A 17,886-nucleotide genomic window follows, 5' to 3' on the forward strand; every position below is an offset into this window, starting at 1 on the left:
AACCAATTGAATTCATTCACAGACAACAGGAACATTCGGAATTCGTGCCCCCCAGTTGTTCCCCCATCACCAAGTAGCTAACAGCAGGCCCGTTCTAGCCGGTACGCAAAGCAACGGAACAAACTAAACGGGCCACTGGCAAGTCTTGCCGGTATGCAGTTGCTTCTGAAGCTCAGCTTGCAAGCGGTCGTTGCCGCGATTGGCAATTTCGCTCATTCGAATCTCTATATCCCGAATCTCGCGCGACGAAGCACAGCGCTTTGCAGCAGGTTGATAAGCCGGCCCTCCGCCCTCGGTGTCCTGGATCGCCGTGACGATGCCATTCTTTGTGTAGACATAGAGGGTTCGGCCGTTACGGTAGTAAATCAACTGATCCTGCTGCTGCGCACCGTACTGGGCCGCATTCACACGATCCGGCAGCCCAAGCGCCCCTTCTAACTCAGCCCGCGTCATGGAAACCATGGGGCGGCCGGTGGCTATTGCCTCCCTGACCATCCGGCGGCGGTCTAGTTCCGCTCCTTGAGCCCTGTAGTCAATTGGTGATCCGTCTGCTGAGGGCGTGGGGGATGGTTTGATGTCCAACTGCTGCTGGGCACTTCCTTGGGGGCAAGGGGACTGTTGGAAACTAGTGCTGCCATCTGGCAGTTTGCACTTGTACTGAGCCGCCGCCGTGCTTACGACGGCGCAGAGTGCAAACAAGGCACCCAACTGGCGCACGCTATCTCGCATATGGGAATATCTCAAGGCTCGGGTGGGCTGGCGGATAGTGTGCACAACGCCCGGTGGCAGATACCTCCGAAAGGGCGATTCAAGTTTCAGGAAGCAGAAACGCATGGCAGAAGGGCTGTTTCGCCCCCGTATTCAGCCGAGAGCCCCTGGGGCCCCCTTGGGCACAGGCGCAAGGCATGCGCGGCCCGGACTGGCGTGTGGCATTGCGCCGAAGCTGACAGATTCGGCGCCATCACGCACGTTGACAGGCTCAGCGTTAAACTCGCTTGAAACTTGCCGTGCGATTTAGCTCAAAATAGTATCGAGCCCGCATGCACGGCATTGTTAATTCAGCATGCCCCGCTTGACATTTTGCCTATTAACCGATTCGCTCAATTTCAAATGCTCGCGGACCTTTATTCTCTTCCTGCAATATAAAGCTAACTTGCGCCCCATCGAAAAGCATCTCCTCACCCGACGCATCGCTTCGATAGAAGAAAACGTCCTTGCCCTTCAATCGTCGGATAAATCCATAGCCTTTAAGCGGGTAGTAGCAGCGAATCACGCCAACGCTTCGTCCGGTCAAAACTTCAGCCATATATCGCTTCCTCCTTCTTCATCGTCGGAGCGTGGCGACTTAGCCGATGATGAAGCTCACGGGCGAGGCCTGTATCAGTTCGGCCCACAATATTAACCCTATAGCGGGCTTGGAAAAATCGATGAATATACGATGCGGAGTCCCTGCCACGAACCGGAACTTTGCAGATTGAAGCCACCAACTTGCAGGTTTTCTTTATTTCTACAGGCGAGTAATGTGGCGTCGTCAATTTTAGAGCGCTTCTGTATCGACCGGCTTCTGGATGACTTAGCTGGGCAAGCATCGCGACTCGACCAGAGGTTCGATTGTGCAATTCATGATATTCAGAGCTTGTGCGATCAAATCGACACTCTTGAATACACTGCCGAACTTCCTTTCTGATTTTATCGCGCTCTTCCCGCCTTACTCGTGGCTCGCCTCTATTTAGCCACAGCCCTGTAACCTCCATGAGGTCAGCAGCGTTGCTTTTCGACGCAATCTTTGTTTTGGGTCGCTTTAGCGTAAAGCCCCGACTCTTCAGCATCTCGGCGACTTGGATTACCAGTGATTCCACGCGTTTCTGAGCCAAAGGCCTTGGCGATGAAATGGAAATGTCGTCAATCAGACGGCTATAAGTCAGCCCTTCATTTCGCAGGTTAGAAACCAAACGATGCTCGATGTCGTGCAAAGCCAAATTAGCGATATACGAACTCGTACAGGCGCCTTGTGGCACTTGCCCGTCTTTTGTGCAGAGGTCAGCAAGCAGACTTGCAACGCCATCTGGGAAGTGAAAGAAATTCTTGAAGATGCTAAAAACGGCCGTCCGCTTTATTGACGGAAAGTAGTTCTTTACATCGACCGCAACAATTACGTGCGCCCGAGCATGAGACTTCGCATTCTGAACGTAGTCTCGCTCAGGAATGCTGCCATATAAATAGCTAGGGAAGTCAACTCGCGTAAGAATCTGGCGATTAATACGCCGCTGCACAATCTTTAGTTCTTCCGTTGGTCCTGAGACAGACCTGAACCCACCATCGCGCTTCTCAATCTCGAAGTCACGATAATGTCCGGATACCGAACCCGCTATTGTTCGCAGCTGCTGCGAAGACAAGTCAAGTGCACGGGCTAACGCATCGACTGATGCAATCGGCTTGCCTTTGAAGACTGGTCGCATGGAAAGGGACAGACACCTACTTAGCCAAACAGATTACTCTGTTCAAACAAAGATTTGAGAAATTCAATCAGCCGCAAGGCGGTGTTGATATTTCCGAACAAACGAAGAGCCATGCCGATAACCGAACCCCATTCAAGCTGGATTTGGTTATTCTTTTTAGCGATGTTTCCACCGCAATTCGACGAACTTGGCTTTTTGGACTTACGTACCATAGCGATCTCCTTAAAAGTCTGGGTGGCCACACAACCCTTTGTGTGACTCGCTCAACTTCGGAGACCGGCCGGAAATAACAACTCTTCGTGCTCAGGTGTCTGCACATTCGCTCAACAACGGTGTATGTCCTTTCAGGTGTTGTCGCCGCTCTCGTTCAGAGTCGGCCGCACCATGGGGACATCCGGGTCTAGCCCTGACAAGCAAGGCGCCTCTTTCGAGGCATAGACTTTCCAGCCCAAGTTCGCAAATTTTCAAAGAACAGCATGTCAGGCCTTCACCTGATGACGCATTAAAGCGCACCTACATGCTAACTCAGCGATCCATGCTCACCACCCCTCTAAAGGGGGATAAACGATGCTGGCCGGGCTGCGTCACCGGCTTAGGCCGAATCGTGCAAGTGGGGTCAATCGGACAGTCTGACTGCTCTGCCCCAAAGAACGCGGCGCCACCTTGATAGCGTCTGGAGCGTTGGGACTGGGCCGCGTAACCCGATCCATGCGCGTGGCGTAGTCCCCGCACCCCTAGGACACTACCTTACGCAGTGTCCTAGGGCGTGCTGAGGCGCCTGTGTAAGGCTACTCGTTTGTGACCCTACGCAGCTTACGCAACTTGAGGCTGAGCCGGCAACGCGTACACCTCAGCCAAATTTCGACCTTCGTCGCGCCTAGATGCTCGGACGAGCAGTCCCGTCGCCTCAGCCTTCTCGAGCAGACCCCAAGCTGCTTTGTCATCCAGGCCCTGCGGATATTCCGGCCGATGCTTGAGCATCTTGACAGCGGCATAGCCACTCTGCTTGGACGGCGCGAGCCGCTGACCCGATGCGAGCGCTGCCGCGACACAGGCCATCAGCAGCTCCAGTTGGGCACCTTCGGGCGGCATACTGATGGCAGCCAGCCCTCCACTTTCAATCCAGCGAAGACGCATAGGTGGCTCTAGGCGTCCAAAATTGGACTTCTGGTGCTGGATCTCAATCGTCTCCTCGTCTACCTTGAACATGAAAAGCCGCGATCGGCTGGAGTTATGCCAGGCGGTTGAGCCGCTATAGCCCTCATCGTCCTCGGGTCTGCGCCCGGCCCGGCTGGTCCCTTTGCTCACATGAGCAAGTAGCAGAACTGCACCTCCCCGCGGCCGAACAATGGCCGTCAGCTTACGAACGAAATCTCGAACCTGGGAACGGTCGATCTCGTCGCCAGCGTAGGTGTCGCTCGCGTTGTCCACGATAACCACCTCAAAGCGCCCATGCTGCACCAACCCTGCAAGCTCTTGGTACCTGGCGGTTGGGGCACCCTTGCGACTGGTCCGATCACCGGCATAAAGCACCGGGTCTGCCGTCGCATCTTCCACGCGAAGCCAAGACCCCAAATCAGAAAAGCTGACGTTGCGGCGGCGGGCAACAGCCTTGAGCCTGTATGCCAACACGCCGCTGGGATCCTCGGCACTTAGGACCAAAACGCGTCCTCTCTTGGTAGACCGCCCAAAGGCATCGTGGCCCAGAGCAATGGAGACCGCCAGCTCAAGTACCAAGGTTGACTTTCCTGTGCCTCCAGCCTTTCTGACAGCAGCATGGATGCGGTCCGCAATATCCAGGCCGGTGCCATCAAGCGGCGAATCGAAAAGATAGATCACCTGGAAGTTTCCGGGGCTGGTCTCAGTCACTACCGAGGGTGCCAACTTCCTCTTCAAATCGTCCAAGCTGATGGACTTCGGCGTGCCCACATCGTCCAGCATAAGGCCATAGATGCGCGCGCAAGTGGCACCGCTTCGAGCCGTCCCTATGCGATAGGTTGCAAGGGTGAAGTACACGTTTGAATCCTGACCATCGACCAGCCCCATTCCGGCCGCCCACGGGTAGCCGCGCCAGGCCTCCCTTTCTTCGTCAGGGCGCCCGGGAAACATACAGGCCCACGGGCTTTGGTCAACAGGAAGGGCGCCGAAGATGGCACCAAGAAAAGCGTCATTTGTCAGCGGGATCATCTAGAAGCCTCCGCCGGGGCAAAGAAGTGGATCGATTCAAGCTCGGCCATGAGTTGTTGCATCCCTGGCAGCGACTTGAAGCCGTCACTGCTCGCCTTGAACAAACATGCCCGACACATCTGCAGCTTGAATCGAAGCCCCCGAGGTTTGGATGAGTTCGGCATGTAGGCGTAGGGAACAATGCCCCTACGCTTACGCGCCGCAGTGAAGGGCTTCCCGCAACCAGCGCAACATGTGAAGGCACCGCGGGCTTTCGTATTCAACAATTCACACATATCATCACGTCCGGAAGTTTTGTGACCTGAGCGCCCCAAGCCGTTGCCGCGGTTCGGGGCGTTTCTCTTAGTGCCCTGCGACATCGCGCTGCCACGCTTCGACATCAGCCCAGAGCCACACAGTGACGCGGCCTGAAAGCTTGGAGGGGGCAGGGAACGCCCTGTTTGCGACGAGTCGCCACAACGTTGATGCACTAAACGGCAACACGCCAGGCTTTCCCGGACGGGGGGATCTTGGATACTTGCCTGCTGCGCGGTTACGAGCAGCTTCGTCGGGCGTGACTTCGCGGCGACCTACTAGATCGCTCTCGCGAACATAAAGGGTCTTGACTGAGACAGACATTGAATGCGCTCAAAAGGGTTAAACACCCGCGCATTGTTTCGACGCCAGCCCTTCAAGTCACACACGAGTATTTCGTTTTCCGAGGCCCGCAGTTCAGGCAGTCTTGAATGCCAATATCCAGCAGAAAGGGCACGCTGACGTCACGTAGAGGCAAGGAGCCCAGCCACGGGAACAGATCGTTCTCGCAGCAGCGCAACCACTGCGCCGCATGCCCTGCACTCCAGTCACCGGCCTTGGTCTGGTGGCACTCCCGAGCTACAGCTTCGAACGTAACCGCCGCTGACACTCTCCTGGCAATCTTCTCTGCCTTGCGGGCCTGGACGGGATCAGTGCCCGCGCCCCGGGTCTTGCGAGCATCGTCCCTCCCCTCGCGCGCCAACTTCAAGGAAACATCAGGATAGCTGCCGAGCGCCAGCCGCTTCTCTTTGCCAGCAAAGCGGTACTTTGCGAACCACCGCTTGGAGCCTGCAGGCGTCACTTCCAAGTACAGACCGCCGGAATCAGGCAGGCGAACTCGCGTTTTGCCCGCAGGGCACAAGGCATTCTTACAGGCAGCGTCGGTCAACATGGGGGAACAATTTCGGCGAATGCGGGGACAAAGCGTCTTGTTCCCCTGGATGTTCCCCCGCCACCACTGCGATGTAAAGGCCGTTGTCGGGATGTAGTGACAAGAAAAAAGCTCCTAAGTGATTGACCCACCTGGAGCTTTGAAATGTCTTGATTCCTTGTGATGCAAGGAGGTGGTGCCGGCTATCGGATTCGAACTGATGACCTACCGCTTACAAGGCGGAAAATTCGCCTCCGCCGTCGGAGAGAATACCTAGGTTATTCAATAACTTTCCGGTAAGCAGGCACTAACTATAAAAGCCGCGTTTGGTGAACGTTTGGTGAGTTTTGCATATAAAACTGCCCATGACTAAACCTTGGTTCAGACACTGCATTTTGGAAGGAATGCAGTATGGCCAGAGTCGCCAACAAGATTAAGGTCACGACGACCAAGGACGGCAAGAAGAAATTCAAGGCACAGATTTGGCATAAGGGCATCTATTACTGCTCGAAGACCTTTGACACGCTGGCGCTGGCCACGAAGTACAAGGAAGCCGAGCTTGCCAAGGTCGTCGCCGGCAAGCTTGAATCCGCAGGTGCGCGACGCGCCATCCGCATCGCCAACGAAGCCCTCGACCAGCCCATGGCGCACTGGGTCGAGGTCTACCTCGAGGAGTTCCCCCATGGAAGCTCCCGCGCCGCCGAGTACAGGCTCGTCGGCGACCTGCTAGCCGACCGAACGCTCAAGGACTTCGACGGGAAGGCCGGCGGGCAGCTCTTCCGGCAACTGGCCCGCGAGTGGAAGGTCAACGGCAGGTCTCGCCACAAGGCGCCAAGCCAGGGCGATACGGCGGAGCCGGTCAAGCCGCTCGCCGACCAGACAGTCCGGCTGCGCCTGACGGCTTTGGCAAGAGTCATTGAATTCGCCTCGGAGCGATTGCCAGATGAAGTTGACTTCAACATGCCAGCACTTGGTGGCAAGTTCAAGTTCAAGCTTCCACCTGCATACAGCCGCCCGCGCAGGCGCGAGCCCTCTGACCAGGAGGCTGCCAACGTTTTGCGCCACGTCGGCCTGGAGAGCGACGTCGGCCATCTGCTGAGAGTCATTGACGAAACGGGGTGCCGACTCAGCGAGGTGCGTCTGGCTCACGGGCGCAATGTGAGCTTCTTCGAGGCCGAGGGCCAAGTTCTCGGCGGCTACTTGACGCTCGAGGCGCACAAGACAGACGAGCATGTCGGCACTCGTGAAGTACCGCTCTCTCGCTATGCCGCCCAAATCATGCATGCGCGCAAGTCCCGATTCGGCGACGGCGCACTGTTCGAAGCACTCGGCAATACTGACAAGGTCTGCAAGGCATTCGACGAAGCCTGTGAGGCCTTGGGCATCAACGAACTGCTCCTCAAGGACTATCGCCGCGCCTTCATCAACCGCAACAAGAACGACGTGGCGTATGTGGACATGGTCAAAATCATCGGCCACTCAACCTTGCTCGACCCCAAGGCCCTCTCGCAGGCCGAACGCGACACGCTCGCCGCCGTAGGTCATACGAGCATCAACACGACAGTGGGGTATGCCCAACCGAGGTTGGCGGAACTGGCCGACGTGTTCACTCGGAAGAGCCGCTGGCCGCGCTTGGCGGCGATGTTGAACTTGACCGTCGACCAGCCCGCAGCGATGGCCGTCCCGACGCCGCCACCGGCCCCGACCATCGAGAGCCTGCAAAGGGAACTGCTCGACATCGCCAGGAAACTGGCATTGGCAGGCGGCACACCGATGATGGCCTGAACGCTGGGCGCCTCCGGGCGCCCTCTTTTCTTTTGTTAGTGCGTCCCCTTCCGGTGAATCGCCATTCCGGCCGTCGTCCCCGGCTGGGTACCCACCTCTCGGTTGGCGACCATCACCGTCGCTGAGTCCGCCAGTCGGTACCGCAGATGCCCACTACAGCCGAGCCACCCCGCCCAAATCCGAGCGCGCGCGCAATGCTTCGTACAGCTGCGCCGGCCCCAGCAGGATGTCCTTGAGGCCATCGCGCACGCGTTCCGAGCCCAAAGCCTGCGAGCTCATCGTCTGGTGGGCCTCGAACGCGTCGATGATGGCGTCCATCAAGGCCTTGCCGAGGTCGGGCGAGTTGGCGAACTGCTCTTTGGTGTTGCTGGCCGCCTGCTGCATCAGCGTGTCGTTCTCCAGCAGCTTGCCGCGGAGCACGCCGTTGACATAGACGAGCTGGTCATCGTCGCTCAGCTCGCCTTCGAAGAGCCCGTTTACCTTCTGGATGATTTCCACCAGATAGGCCTGCTGCTTCTCCTGCACCGAGCCACTGCCCACCGCGTCCATCGGTGGCAGCTTGTAGCTGCCGTCGGCATTCAGGTTCAGCGGCTGCTTGCCGGCATTCTTCAGAGTGTGATGGGTCAGCACGACCTTACTCAGGTCCACGGTATCGCGCTCGCGGCCAAAGTCCAGCAGCGGGATGAGCCGCTTGTAGAACAGGAAGCGCTTCTCGATGTCGGTATTGCCGTAGTCGAAGATTTGCGAGAGGAAGGCATAGAGCCGCACGTAGGCGCCCATGTCGTTCTTGAACAGCACCAGGGCATCGAGCGTGTCCTTGGCCGCCTGGCTCGCCTTGCCGTCCTGCTCGCCATCGGCCGCTGCCTTCGCCTGCTGGGCCGCCTTGTAGCGCTTGAGCAGCCGGTCAGCCACCGGCGCAATCGCGGCGTCCAGGGCCTTCTGCGTACCGTTGGGGTCCGTGTCCACCTTGGCCACGCGCTCGACCTCGTAGTCGTCGTAGTGCCCGCTGGCATCGAGCTTGGCGCGCAGGTCATAGACCAGGTGCGGGTCGGTCGTGGCTTCCAGCTCGGCCGTCTCGTAGTAGGTCTTGAAGGCCTTCAGGATGTCGTCGCCGTCGTTGACGAAATCGAGGATGTAGGTCGTGTCCTTACCCGGATGCGCGCGGTTCAGCCGTGACAGCGTCTGCACCGCCTGAATGCCGCCCAGCATCTTGTCCACGTACATGCCGCACAGCAGGGGCTGGTCAAAGCCAGTCTGGAACTTGTTGGCCACCAGCAGCAGGTGATAGTCGGGTTCGGCGAAAGCCTCGCGGATGTCGCGGCCCTTGAGCCCTGGGTTCAAATCCTTGCTGGTCTCCGTCACGGCTTGCGGATAGCTCTCCGGGTCGTTCACCTCGCCCGAAAAGGCCACCATCACGCCCAGCGGGTAGTTCTGCTTCTGGATGTAGGCGCGAATGGCCTTCTGCCAGCGCACCGCCTCCTTGCGGCTGCCCACCACGACCATGGCCTTGGCCCGCCCCGCCAGCAGCGGCTGCACGTTCTCGCGGTAATGCTCGACGACGATTTGCACCTTGCTGGCGATGTTGTACGGGTGCAGTCGGACCCACTGCATGATGCCCTTCATCGCCGCACTGCGCTCGACCTGGCTCTCGTCGTACTCTTGGCCGTTGTGGGCCAGCTTGAACGCCAGCTTGTAGCTGGTGTAGTTCTTAAGCACGTCGAGGATGAATCCCTCTTCGATGGCCTGACGCATCGAGTAGACGTGGAAGGGCTGCGGCAGGCCATCGGCGCCAGGCCGGCCGAACAGCTCCAGCGTCTTCTGCTTGGGCGTGGCGGTGAAGGCCACATAGGTCAGGCCCTTGGCCTCGCCGCCGCTGCGCGCCGCCATCTGCGCGGCCAGCAGCGCCTCGGTGTCCACCTCGCCACCATCCTGCAGTTCCGCCCATTCCTGCGCAGACAAGAGCTGCTTGAGCTTGGCGGCTGCCTCGCCGGTCTGCGAGCTGTGGGCCTCGTCGGCAATGACGGCGAAGCGCTTGCCCTCGGTGGCCGCCAGCTCCTGCACAGCCTGCAGGGCGAAGGGAAAGGTCTGGATGGTGCAGACAATGACCTTCTTGCCGTCCTTCAGCGCCTGCGAGAGCTGGGCGCTCTTGCTGCCCGACTCGTTGGTGATGCTGGCCACCACGCCGGTGGTGCGCTCGAAATCGAAGATGGCTTCCTGCAGCTGCGCGTCCAGCACATTGCGGTCGCTCACCACCAGCACGCTGTCGAACATCTTTTGGTGCTCGGCATCGTGCAGGTCGGCCAGGAAGTGCGCGGCCCAGGCAATCGAGTTGGTCTTGCCCGAGCCGGCCGAGTGCTGAATCAAATAGCGTTGGCCCGCGCCGTTGGCCAGCACATCGGCCACCAGTCTGCGCGTGGCATCGAGCTGGTGATAGCGCGGGAAGATGACGCTCTTCAACTGCTTCTTGTCGTCGCGCTTGCCGATGAGATAGCGATGCAGGATGTCCAGCCAGCTTTCACGGGCCCAGACCTCTTCCCACAGATAGGCCGTCGCGAAGCCGGCCGGGTTCGGCGCGTTGCCGGCCCCGCCGGCGTTGCCACGGTTGAAAGGCAGGAAGTTCGTCGCCGGCCCGGCCAGGCGGGTCGTCATCATCACTTCGCTCTGGCTGACAGAGAAGTGCACCAGGGCCCCACCGGGGAAGCCCAGCAGCGGTTCCTGCACGCCCCCCTTGGGTTGCGGATGGCGGTCGAAGCGGTACTGGTCCACCGCGTCGTGCACGCTCTGCGTGAAATCGCTCTTCAGCTCGGCGGTGGCCACCGGGATGCCATTCAGGAACAGCACCAGGTCCAGCTCCGCCTTGGGATTGTTCGGCGAATGGCAGACCTGCCTCACCACGCGCAACCGGTTGGCCGCGTAGTGGGCCTGGGTGGTGGGGTTGATGGCCAACGCTGGCTTGAACTGCGCCAGCATCAGCGGCTCCTTGAGACCGAGCAGCTCGACGCCGCGCCGCAGCACCTCCAGCGTGCCGCGCTCGTTGAGGCTCTTGCGCACGCGCTCGGCCAGCACCTGAGGCAGCGCCGCGCCATGGGTCTTGTTCAGACGCTGCCAGCTATCAAGCTGAGTGGCTTCCACCCAGGCCAGCAGGTCGGGCATGAACAGGCCGCTGGCCCGGTCAAACAGCGCCGCGTTGCCCTCGGCATAAAGCCAACCGTTCGCGGCCAGGTGGGCACAGATTTCGGCTTCGAAGTGGTGTTCCTGGTGCAGGTTCATTGGCTCAGGGCTTTCAGGCGGTCCGTGACGAGGCCGGCGCGCTCAGGGTCAGCAATCAGGCCCGGGAGCACGTTCACGAAGTCCGGGTTCTTCAGCAGTTGGGCAAAGGCAGTAGCCACGGCCCGTCGCAGCTCAGCGGGCGCGGCGGCCATCTCTTCGGCCAGCTCTTCGCGCCCATCGACGATGTTCAGTACATCCTCGAGGTCATGGCTGCTCATGAAATCGCCGTTGCCCCGGCCGGCAAAGGCCTCCAGCTTGGTCGCCACGAAGGCGACGGCGCTCACGAGTCGAATCGTCAGGCCAGAGCCCAAGTCCAGGGATACAGCGGTCTCCACCGCATAGGGATACCAGCGGTTGGAGAAGCCCAGCACCTCCGGCTGCACCGGCATCAGGTCGAACAGCACGCCCGAGTCCTTGTGCACCCATCTGCAAATCACATCGCTGCTGATGTCGCGCGCAAACCCACGCTCGGCCACCGCTTCCTCGATGCGATGGAACATGGCACGGCTGGCATTCACCACCGCATCCACGTCACGGGTGGCGCGAACGGCGTCCGCCAGCGGGTCGGTCACGAGCAGGCCAGCCACGGCGCCGCCGACAAACACCACCTGCTCGCGCAGCTCACCCAACGCCTCGGCGATGTGGCGCAGATAGGGCAGGTTCGGGTCATCAGCTCTCATCGGCAACCCCGTCACCGCCCGAGTCGAAGCGCATCAGCTCCGCTTTCATCAGGTTTGCGGCGAGCGCGCGCTCCCGTGCCCGACCGACCCGTAAGGCATCCAGCAGGGCCAGCAGGCGATGCAGCGCCGGGTCGGCCAGCGCGGCCAGCGGCGCGGTCCGGTAAATCGGCGAGAGCGTGGGCCCCTTGGCGCTGCCGGTGGGGTGGGCCCAGACGGGCGCTTCCCCCGGGGCCACCGTCAACTGGCTGGCCAGGGGCTCGGCGCCAAAGGCCGTCAGCACGCCGCGCTTGACCGGCCCGGGCGTGGCCGGCCAGATGTAGCGCACGCCGTGCAGCATGAACTCCAGCAGATTGGGCCTGACCGGCGACCATTCGCCGCGCCCAGGAGCCACTGCCAGGCCAGACGCCACCGCACGTTTCACGCTGGCGTGGGCCTCCGAAGCACTGATGGCCAAGGCTTCGCCCAGCGCGGCATAGGTCCAGCGCTGCGGCGGGTGTGCTGCCACCTTCAGCAGTACCAGCAGGTCTTGGGGTTTGAGTTCCATGGGGGAGCGATATTCGCCATTCGCGAATCACGAATATCGCCGATGGAACCGTCTTTGGGCAAGCGGGCCGTGGCGATGCAACGACCCAGCGTTGGCGGACGGCTACATCTTCCTGGCGGCGCCGGCCAGAGCGGCAAAGAGTTCGTTGATTGACTCTTGCAGTTGGCCCACGCCGACGTAGGTCTCGCCGGGAACTGGTGAGACCTGCTTGCTGCCCCCGTACTTCTCCTCGCCATAGCGGAAGGCCATCGAATTCGGGTCGAGAGCGGCAAGCTCATTCAGCCGGGTGGTAATCCAGTTCGGCACCTCCTGCTGATACTTCTTGCGGACGTAGGTCTTCAGGTCCGCGCCCAGCGCATCTAGCCGGTGATGGGTGCTGCTGCTGCGCAGCAGCGCCTTCAGCACCAGTTCCAGCGCATGCCTGTAGAGGAACAGCACTGGATTTGCCAGGCGGTAGTCTTCCTGTTCCTGGCGCTTGATGGCGTCGGCAAGGACATTGGCCGCGTGCAGGTACTGCTCGGCCATCTCCAGCGTGGTCGGAATGAATTCCCCACCGACAACGAATCCGTGCGGCCCAGAAAAGGCATCTTCCCGTTGATGTTCCTCTGAAAGCTCCACGAAGAGGGGAGTTTGGCCACCGACCTTAGGCATTGACAATGGCTCGCACGTCGATTTGGCCGGTGACGGCGGCGGCGATGAGGGCGGAGCGGCGCTCCTTGAGCAATGCGATGGCGCGCTCAGCTTCTGCTTGGAGCACGTCAAGTTTCGCAGTCTCGGAGTCGAGAAGGCGAACAACTTCAACCTGCTCATCAACGGGCGGAACTGGGAGTCGAATCTTCGCAATGAGGCCTGCGCTGAGGTTCATCTGGCTGGTCTCGTTTCCTGCGTCCCGCACATGGTCATACGCAGCCATGAAGAAGTAGCGACCAAACTCGGGAACGAGGCGACGTCCGAACCGAATCGCCGCACATGCTTGGTTGTAAGTGGCCTCTATCTCCAGAAGGGCAACACGTCCACGCGTCACTCCCTGGCCATACATTGCCATGAGCAGCGTGCCTGGCCTTGCAGTCTTCGCCGCTGAGTTTGCGAGCCCCGCCTCAGTAATGAATTCCTCGGCCTCGCGTATGGGTGCCCAGTTGATTTCGCCCGTCTTCAGCCAAGGAATCGAGCCATTCCAATACCGTGGTTCAGCCCGGTCGGGCGTCGAACCTGTTTCGATTGAAGCGAGATAGCTGAGCGCACTAACTGCCCAGTGCGTTGGCACATCGCCCAGCCACGCCACGCCGGAATTCTTCATCGGCGCGTTGGGATTGAGTCCCTTGGTGACGGCGTGGGAAATGGTGGCCTGGCGCTTTTCGGCCAGCAGGGCGATGAGCTTTTCCTGCTCGGCAATCAGCGCGTCGATTTTGGTGGTTTCACGGTCGAGGAAGAAGACGACAGCAGCTTGCTCGTCGAGGCTCGGCAACACCACGCGGTACTTGGAAATGGCCGCCTGCGATATGCCAAGGAAGGTCGCACCAGTGCCGTTGACCTTTATGTGCTCCTGGAAGAGTCCAGTTTGCATGTAGTAGAACAAGAACTTCGGTTCGTATGTGGGCGTTGTCTCATCCGAACGCAGTGGGCGGAACAGGAGTAAATGGCTGTTCAAACACGACTTGCCTGGAAGGTCAGCAACAAAGGCAAGCTTTCCCATCGCCGCCCCATCCTTCATGAGAAGGACATCTCCGTCTTCCAACTGGATGTTGCTATCTGTCTCGTAGCGTTCATCAGAAACCCTGGGACATTCATCCCAACGAATCTTGAACTCGGAGAAGTGCGCACTGCTAACGACATACGGACCTTCGTCTCGGTATTCATCTGCCTTGAGACCTTGCCAGCCGAGTCTGCCCTTCATTGATGAAATAGAGCCCAGCGAAATTGGGCCTCGCCAGTGAGCGGGGACGGCGCCTATCCAAGCCAGTCCACTTTCCCTGTATTCCTCATACTTTGGCAAGCTCATTCCGCCAGCTCCTCCAGCATCTTCATGATGTTGGCCGTGACGGTCTTCAACTCTTCGTCGATGGCGTGCAGGCTGCGCGGCGGCTCGAAGACGTAGAAGTGCCGGTTGAACGGAATTTCGTAGCCGACCTTGCTCTTCTCTTCGTCAATCCATGCGTCCGGCGCGTGCGGCAGCACCTCGCGCTCGAAGTAGGCCTGGATGTCCTCGCCCAGCGGTACGTTCTCGGTGTCGCGCTGCGCGCTGTCGGCCTGGGGCTTGCCCTTTTGCTTGCCCTTGAGGCCCAGCACGACCTGACCCTTGTCATCCCGTAGCGGGCGCTCTACCGTGATGGTGGTGTAGCCGAAGTCCTCATTCCTGAAGATGCGGGCGATGGGCACGCGCTTGAGCTGACCACCTTCCGGAACGTCGGGCGCAGACGCTCCAGTGGGCAACACCCACTGACCGGATACGTTGCCCTGCGCGTCCATGACGGTTAGCAGCTCGGCCTCCATGAACTCGCCGAACAGGCGGGTCACGGTGGCAATGTGGGCCTCGCTCATCTCCTTGCGCTTACTGCCCAGACTCTTGCGCATCTTCTGCCAGAAAGAGCTTGCGTCTATGAGTTGCACGAAGCCCTTGCGGTCTTCCACCTTCTTGTTGGAGAGAATCCATACGTAGGTGGCGATGCCGGTGTTGTAGAACATGTCAGTAGGCAGGCCAACGATGGCCTCCACCAGGTCGTTCTCCAGCACGTAGCGGCGGATTTCGCTCTCGCCGCTGCCGGCGCCGCCCGTGAACAGGGGCGAGCCGTTCAGGACGATGCCAAAGCGGCTACCGCCATCCTTGGCCGGGCGCATCTTGGACAGCAGGTGCATCAGGAACAGCATTGAGCCGTCGCTGACGCGCGGCAGGCCGGGGCCGAAGCGCCCGTCGAAGCCCTTTTGCTCGTGCTCCTGGCGAACGACCTTCTCGACTTTCTTCCACTCCACGCCGAAGGGCGGGTTGGACAGCATGTAGTCGAACTTGGTGTGGGCGTGGCCATCGTCGCTGAGCGTGTTGCCGACGACGATGTTCTCCACCGGCTGGCCCTTGATGAGCATGTCCGCCTTGCAGATGGCGTAGCTCTCGTCGTTCAGCTCCTGGCCGTACATGGTCAAGCGTGCCTGCGGGTTGTGCTCCAGCAGGTACTCGCCCGCGACCGAGAGCATGCCGCCGGTGCCGGCCGTTGGGTCGTAGATGGTGCGGACCACAGCATTGCCCGGCGTGAGCACGTCATCGTCCTCGATAAACAGCAGGTCTACCATCAAGCGGATGACCTCGCGCGGGGTGAAGTGCTCCCCGGCAGTTTCATTGCTGATTTCGGCGAACTTGCGAATCAGCTCCTCGAACACCGCGCCCATGCTGGCGTTGTCCACGGCCTCAGGGTGCAGGTCGATATTGGCGAACTTCTCGACGACCAGGTAGAGCAGGTTGGCCTTGGCCAGGCGCTCGACCTGGGTGTAGAAGTCAAAGCGCTCGAAGATGTCTCGGGCGGCCGGTGAGAAAGCCTGGACGTAGGCGTACAGGTTCTGCCGGATGTGGTCTTGGTCACCCAGCAGCTTGACCAGGTCCAGCGGGGAGCTGTTGTAGAAGCTGGTGCCCGACTTGCGCAGCAGGAAGGGGTCGGGGTTCAGCCCCGCTTTGGTCTTGGCCGCGAACTCGGCCAGCACGGCGGGCTTGGTGGCTTCCAGGACGCAGTCCAGCCGGCGCAGGACGGTGAAGGGCAGGATGACGCGGCCGTATTCGGATTGCTTGTAGTCGCCTCGCAGGAGGTCGGCGACGGACCAGATGAAGGACGACAGCGCTTGGTGATTCATGGACTCCCTAGATGGCCAGAGGCAGCAGCCTCCACAACCGGTGGATTTTCGCCGCAAAGCTGGCGACCTTATCGTGCGGATATCCCAGGTGCGGCGGCGTAGGGTATCCAAGCAATGGGCGCTTGCTGGTTGCCGACGCTAAGCGCTGCTGCGGGTGTGACTTCGCCGGCGGATATGGCGCCCCTGGGCGCTCAGGTCGGCCAAATCGCGCGAAATGCTTCCGCCGAAGAACTAACGGAGACGGAGTGCCAAGAATCCAGTATTCGTGCGGCCTGGCGGCCCGTTGAAGCCGGTCAACCGTCATGGGAAGCAGGAAACAGTGGGAAAAGTTGCGCGTGGTTTTCGGCCGGCAATTGGGAAATTGGGGGAATTAGCGGGAACAGCGGACTGATTTTCCGGTCAACCGTCATGGAACTACTGGGAAACAGCAGGAATCCGTTGGCGATGAGCAGCCTCGCTGACGCGCTCTTGCCCGGCTCACCCGCCCATGGGCGCCATCGTGGCGAGATTCATCGCCAAGGATTCGTCAGTCGGCAAAACCAAGCTGCGCTTGGGTGCCATCTGCGCCAGCGGATGTGTCTCGCCCCGTTGATTTCGCAGGCTGCGGTAGCTTTCGCCAGTGAACCTGGTCGCCCTTGAGTGACCACCCCTTGTCGATGATGCCCTCGTCACTAAGCTGCGTCAGCGACTTGCCCAGCATCTCTCGGAATGTCTTGTCATTTGCTTCGGAGCCGCAACGCGCCCGCAGGTCGTCAATGCGCCAAGGAATCAAGCGCGACTGGCTACGCACATAGCCATAGAGCCAGGTGCTCAGCCCCTCGGACAACCTCTTGCGTACCTGGAGGTCCAGCCAGACTTCCGGTTGTCCGAGAAACAGCCGCACGATGTCCCGGTCGAGCGCCACGGACCATTCGCCATGCTGAGGGTGTTCGAAACGCTGGACCAGTTGCACCGTGAATCCGGAGACCTCGATGGTGGCGCGCTGCAGGCGCTGGATGGTCCTCTTCAAGAGCGCACGCCGTTGACCGTTGTAAGCACCCCAGAGCGCATCGGTCATGCTGACCACGCTAAAGCAAGCCTGCTTGCCAACGCGGTAGTCGCGGCACAGGTTCAGCAGCGCCATGAAGACCAGCCCGTCACCTTGCCGCAATTCCGGGCCGACATAGCGCGGCCCGTCGGCCGACCTCGCATCGAGCTGAAATTCCAGATGCGGCGCTCGCAGTGCAGAGCGGCTCTTCACGTGGAAGAGCCTGTCGCAGAAGAAGTTCCGAGGGCTGATGAGCTGGCGCTGCGAATGCTTGGGGATGAAGTCCCGCGCTAGCGCTGCCTCGAGCACTTCCAACTCCGATGAGATGTGCTGAATGCCCTGCAAGACCTCGTTAGCATCCCCCTCCTTCGTGCGGAGCTCGCCTTGCAGGCCCTCAAGCTGCCGTCGCCGCCCACGAATCTCCATTTCCCGGGGCAGCCGCAGGTCGCGCGCCCGGTCTCGACTCGGGTCGAGCAGACGAGTGGAGGGGAATGCCACTGACGGCGGGGCGCTCGCAGGCATTGACGAAGCACCCGAGTTCCGAGGGGCCCTGGTGGGCGCTGCCAGTTCTTCCCTTAGAACGTCCAGCCGGCTTTTGAGCATGCCTGTCCGCCGTCGTTGAGGGGCCGAGGCAAATGCGTCAGCTGCTGCGCCTGAATGGATGCCTGCATCGCGGACCTCTTCCAAGAGGCCTTGGGCTGGTGCGGTTGCGCCGACGATGGGGCCGGCGCGCATGATTTTTCTGACGGTTCTCGTCGAGACCTTTGCCGACATGACTTGTCCTGCAGTTGATGACAGTCCGTCTAGCGCAAGAGGTTTATTCGGCAGCTGACGCCGGCCTGCCGAAGGCTGGTGCCGGTAGGTCGTCAGCAGCGTTTTGCAGGTCCATCGCGCATCGTCGCTATACGGAGTTCCAAGGCCATTTTTAGGAACCC

15 protein-coding genes, 1 tRNA gene and 1 pseudogene are annotated in these 17,886 nt (G+C 60.3%); 1 reads left to right on the forward strand and 16 read right to left on the reverse strand.

The features are described from left to right. Nucleotides 1–123: 123 nt before the first annotated feature. From PFX98_RS01180 to PFX98_RS01210, 9 genes and pseudogenes are all read right to left on the reverse strand, one after another. Nucleotides 124–462: a hypothetical protein gene (locus PFX98_RS01180; RefSeq protein WP_285233338.1), complete on the reverse strand. Its 339-nt coding sequence runs from the start codon at nucleotides 460–462 to the stop codon at nucleotides 124–126. Nucleotides 463–609: 147 nt separating this feature from the next. Beyond that, nucleotides 610–834 (reverse strand): annotated as a pseudogene (locus tag PFX98_RS24695) (hypothetical protein); the annotation flags it as partial. 253 nt (nucleotides 835–1,087) lie between these two features. Then, nucleotides 1,088–1,306, reverse strand: a complete 219-nt coding sequence (locus PFX98_RS01185) for a retron Se72 family effector protein (protein WP_285233339.1) — start codon at nucleotides 1,304–1,306, stop codon at nucleotides 1,088–1,090. Continuing rightward, nucleotides 1,299–2,459 carry a reverse transcriptase family protein gene (locus PFX98_RS01190; RefSeq protein WP_285233340.1) on the reverse strand — a complete coding sequence of 387 codons (1,161 nt, stop codon included), beginning with the start codon at nucleotides 2,457–2,459 and terminating at the stop codon, nucleotides 1,299–1,301. The genes PFX98_RS01185 and PFX98_RS01190 overlap by 8 nt, the downstream gene beginning before the upstream one ends. A 20-nt stretch (nucleotides 2,460–2,479) precedes the next feature. Beyond that, nucleotides 2,480–2,701, reverse strand: coding sequence for a hypothetical protein (locus tag PFX98_RS01195; protein ID WP_285233341.1), 222 nt, complete (start codon nucleotides 2,699–2,701; stop codon nucleotides 2,480–2,482). 571 nt (nucleotides 2,702–3,272) lie between these two features. Then, nucleotides 3,273–4,646, reverse strand: coding sequence for an AAA family ATPase (locus PFX98_RS01200; RefSeq protein ID WP_285233342.1), 1,374 nt, complete (start codon nucleotides 4,644–4,646; stop codon nucleotides 3,273–3,275). A gap of 342 nt (nucleotides 4,647–4,988) precedes the next feature. Continuing rightward, a complete protein-coding gene (locus tag PFX98_RS24700; protein ID WP_425334651.1) occupies nucleotides 4,989–5,264 on the reverse strand; it encodes a helix-turn-helix transcriptional regulator in 276 nt (91 codons plus the stop codon). Between the two features lie 52 nt (nucleotides 5,265–5,316). Further along, the gene (locus PFX98_RS01205) at nucleotides 5,317–5,832 is read right to left on the reverse strand and encodes a tyrosine-type recombinase/integrase (protein ID WP_285233343.1); all 516 of its coding nucleotides are present in this window, start codon (nucleotides 5,830–5,832) and stop codon (nucleotides 5,317–5,319) included. A 173-nt stretch (nucleotides 5,833–6,005) separates the two neighbouring features. Beyond that, nucleotides 6,006–6,117 (reverse strand) — tRNA-Ser (locus PFX98_RS01210). A gap of 105 nt (nucleotides 6,118–6,222) precedes the next feature. On the opposite strand from PFX98_RS01210, the gene PFX98_RS01215 reads away from it, so the two are divergent. Then, the gene (locus PFX98_RS01215) at nucleotides 6,223–7,596 is read left to right on the forward strand and encodes a site-specific integrase (RefSeq protein ID WP_285233344.1); all 1,374 of its coding nucleotides are present in this window, start codon (nucleotides 6,223–6,225) and stop codon (nucleotides 7,594–7,596) included. A gap of 153 nt (nucleotides 7,597–7,749) precedes the next feature. On the opposite strand, the gene PFX98_RS01220 is transcribed toward PFX98_RS01215, so the two are convergent. From PFX98_RS01220 to trfA, 7 genes are all read right to left on the reverse strand, one after another. Next, nucleotides 7,750–10,866: a type I restriction endonuclease subunit R gene (locus PFX98_RS01220; RefSeq protein WP_285233345.1), complete on the reverse strand. Its 3,117-nt coding sequence runs from the start codon at nucleotides 10,864–10,866 to the stop codon at nucleotides 7,750–7,752. Further along, on the reverse strand, nucleotides 10,863–11,546 hold the full coding sequence (locus tag PFX98_RS01225) for a nucleotidyl transferase AbiEii/AbiGii toxin family protein (RefSeq protein WP_285233346.1): 684 nt from the start codon (nucleotides 11,544–11,546) through the stop codon (nucleotides 10,863–10,865). The genes PFX98_RS01220 and PFX98_RS01225 overlap by 4 nt, the downstream gene beginning before the upstream one ends. Further along, nucleotides 11,536–12,090 (reverse strand): hypothetical protein, encoded by a 555-nt coding sequence (locus PFX98_RS01230; protein WP_285233347.1) that lies wholly within the window; start codon nucleotides 12,088–12,090, stop codon nucleotides 11,536–11,538. The genes PFX98_RS01225 and PFX98_RS01230 overlap by 11 nt, the downstream gene beginning before the upstream one ends. Before the next feature lie 102 nt (nucleotides 12,091–12,192). Next, a complete protein-coding gene (locus PFX98_RS01235) occupies nucleotides 12,193–12,741 on the reverse strand; it encodes a HEPN domain-containing protein (protein ID WP_285233348.1) in 549 nt (182 codons plus the stop codon). Next, the gene (locus tag PFX98_RS01240; RefSeq protein ID WP_285233349.1) at nucleotides 12,734–14,089 is read right to left on the reverse strand and encodes a restriction endonuclease subunit S; all 1,356 of its coding nucleotides are present in this window, start codon (nucleotides 14,087–14,089) and stop codon (nucleotides 12,734–12,736) included. The genes PFX98_RS01235 and PFX98_RS01240 overlap by 8 nt, the downstream gene beginning before the upstream one ends. Continuing rightward, on the reverse strand, nucleotides 14,086–15,924 hold the full coding sequence (locus PFX98_RS01245) for a type I restriction-modification system subunit M (protein ID WP_285233350.1): 1,839 nt from the start codon (nucleotides 15,922–15,924) through the stop codon (nucleotides 14,086–14,088). Before PFX98_RS01245 ends, PFX98_RS01240 begins: the two co-directional genes overlap by 4 nt. Nucleotides 15,925–16,450: 526 nt before the next feature. Continuing rightward, nucleotides 16,451–17,725: a plasmid replication initiator TrfA gene (gene trfA, locus PFX98_RS01250; RefSeq protein ID WP_285233351.1), complete on the reverse strand. Its 1,275-nt coding sequence runs from the start codon at nucleotides 17,723–17,725 to the stop codon at nucleotides 16,451–16,453. Nucleotides 17,726–17,886 lie beyond the last annotated feature (161 nt).

The sequence above is a fragment of the Paucibacter sediminis genome (assembly GCF_030254645.1).
In the GTDB taxonomy this organism is placed as follows: domain Bacteria; phylum Pseudomonadota; class Gammaproteobacteria; order Burkholderiales; family Burkholderiaceae_C; genus Paucibacter_B; species Paucibacter_B sediminis.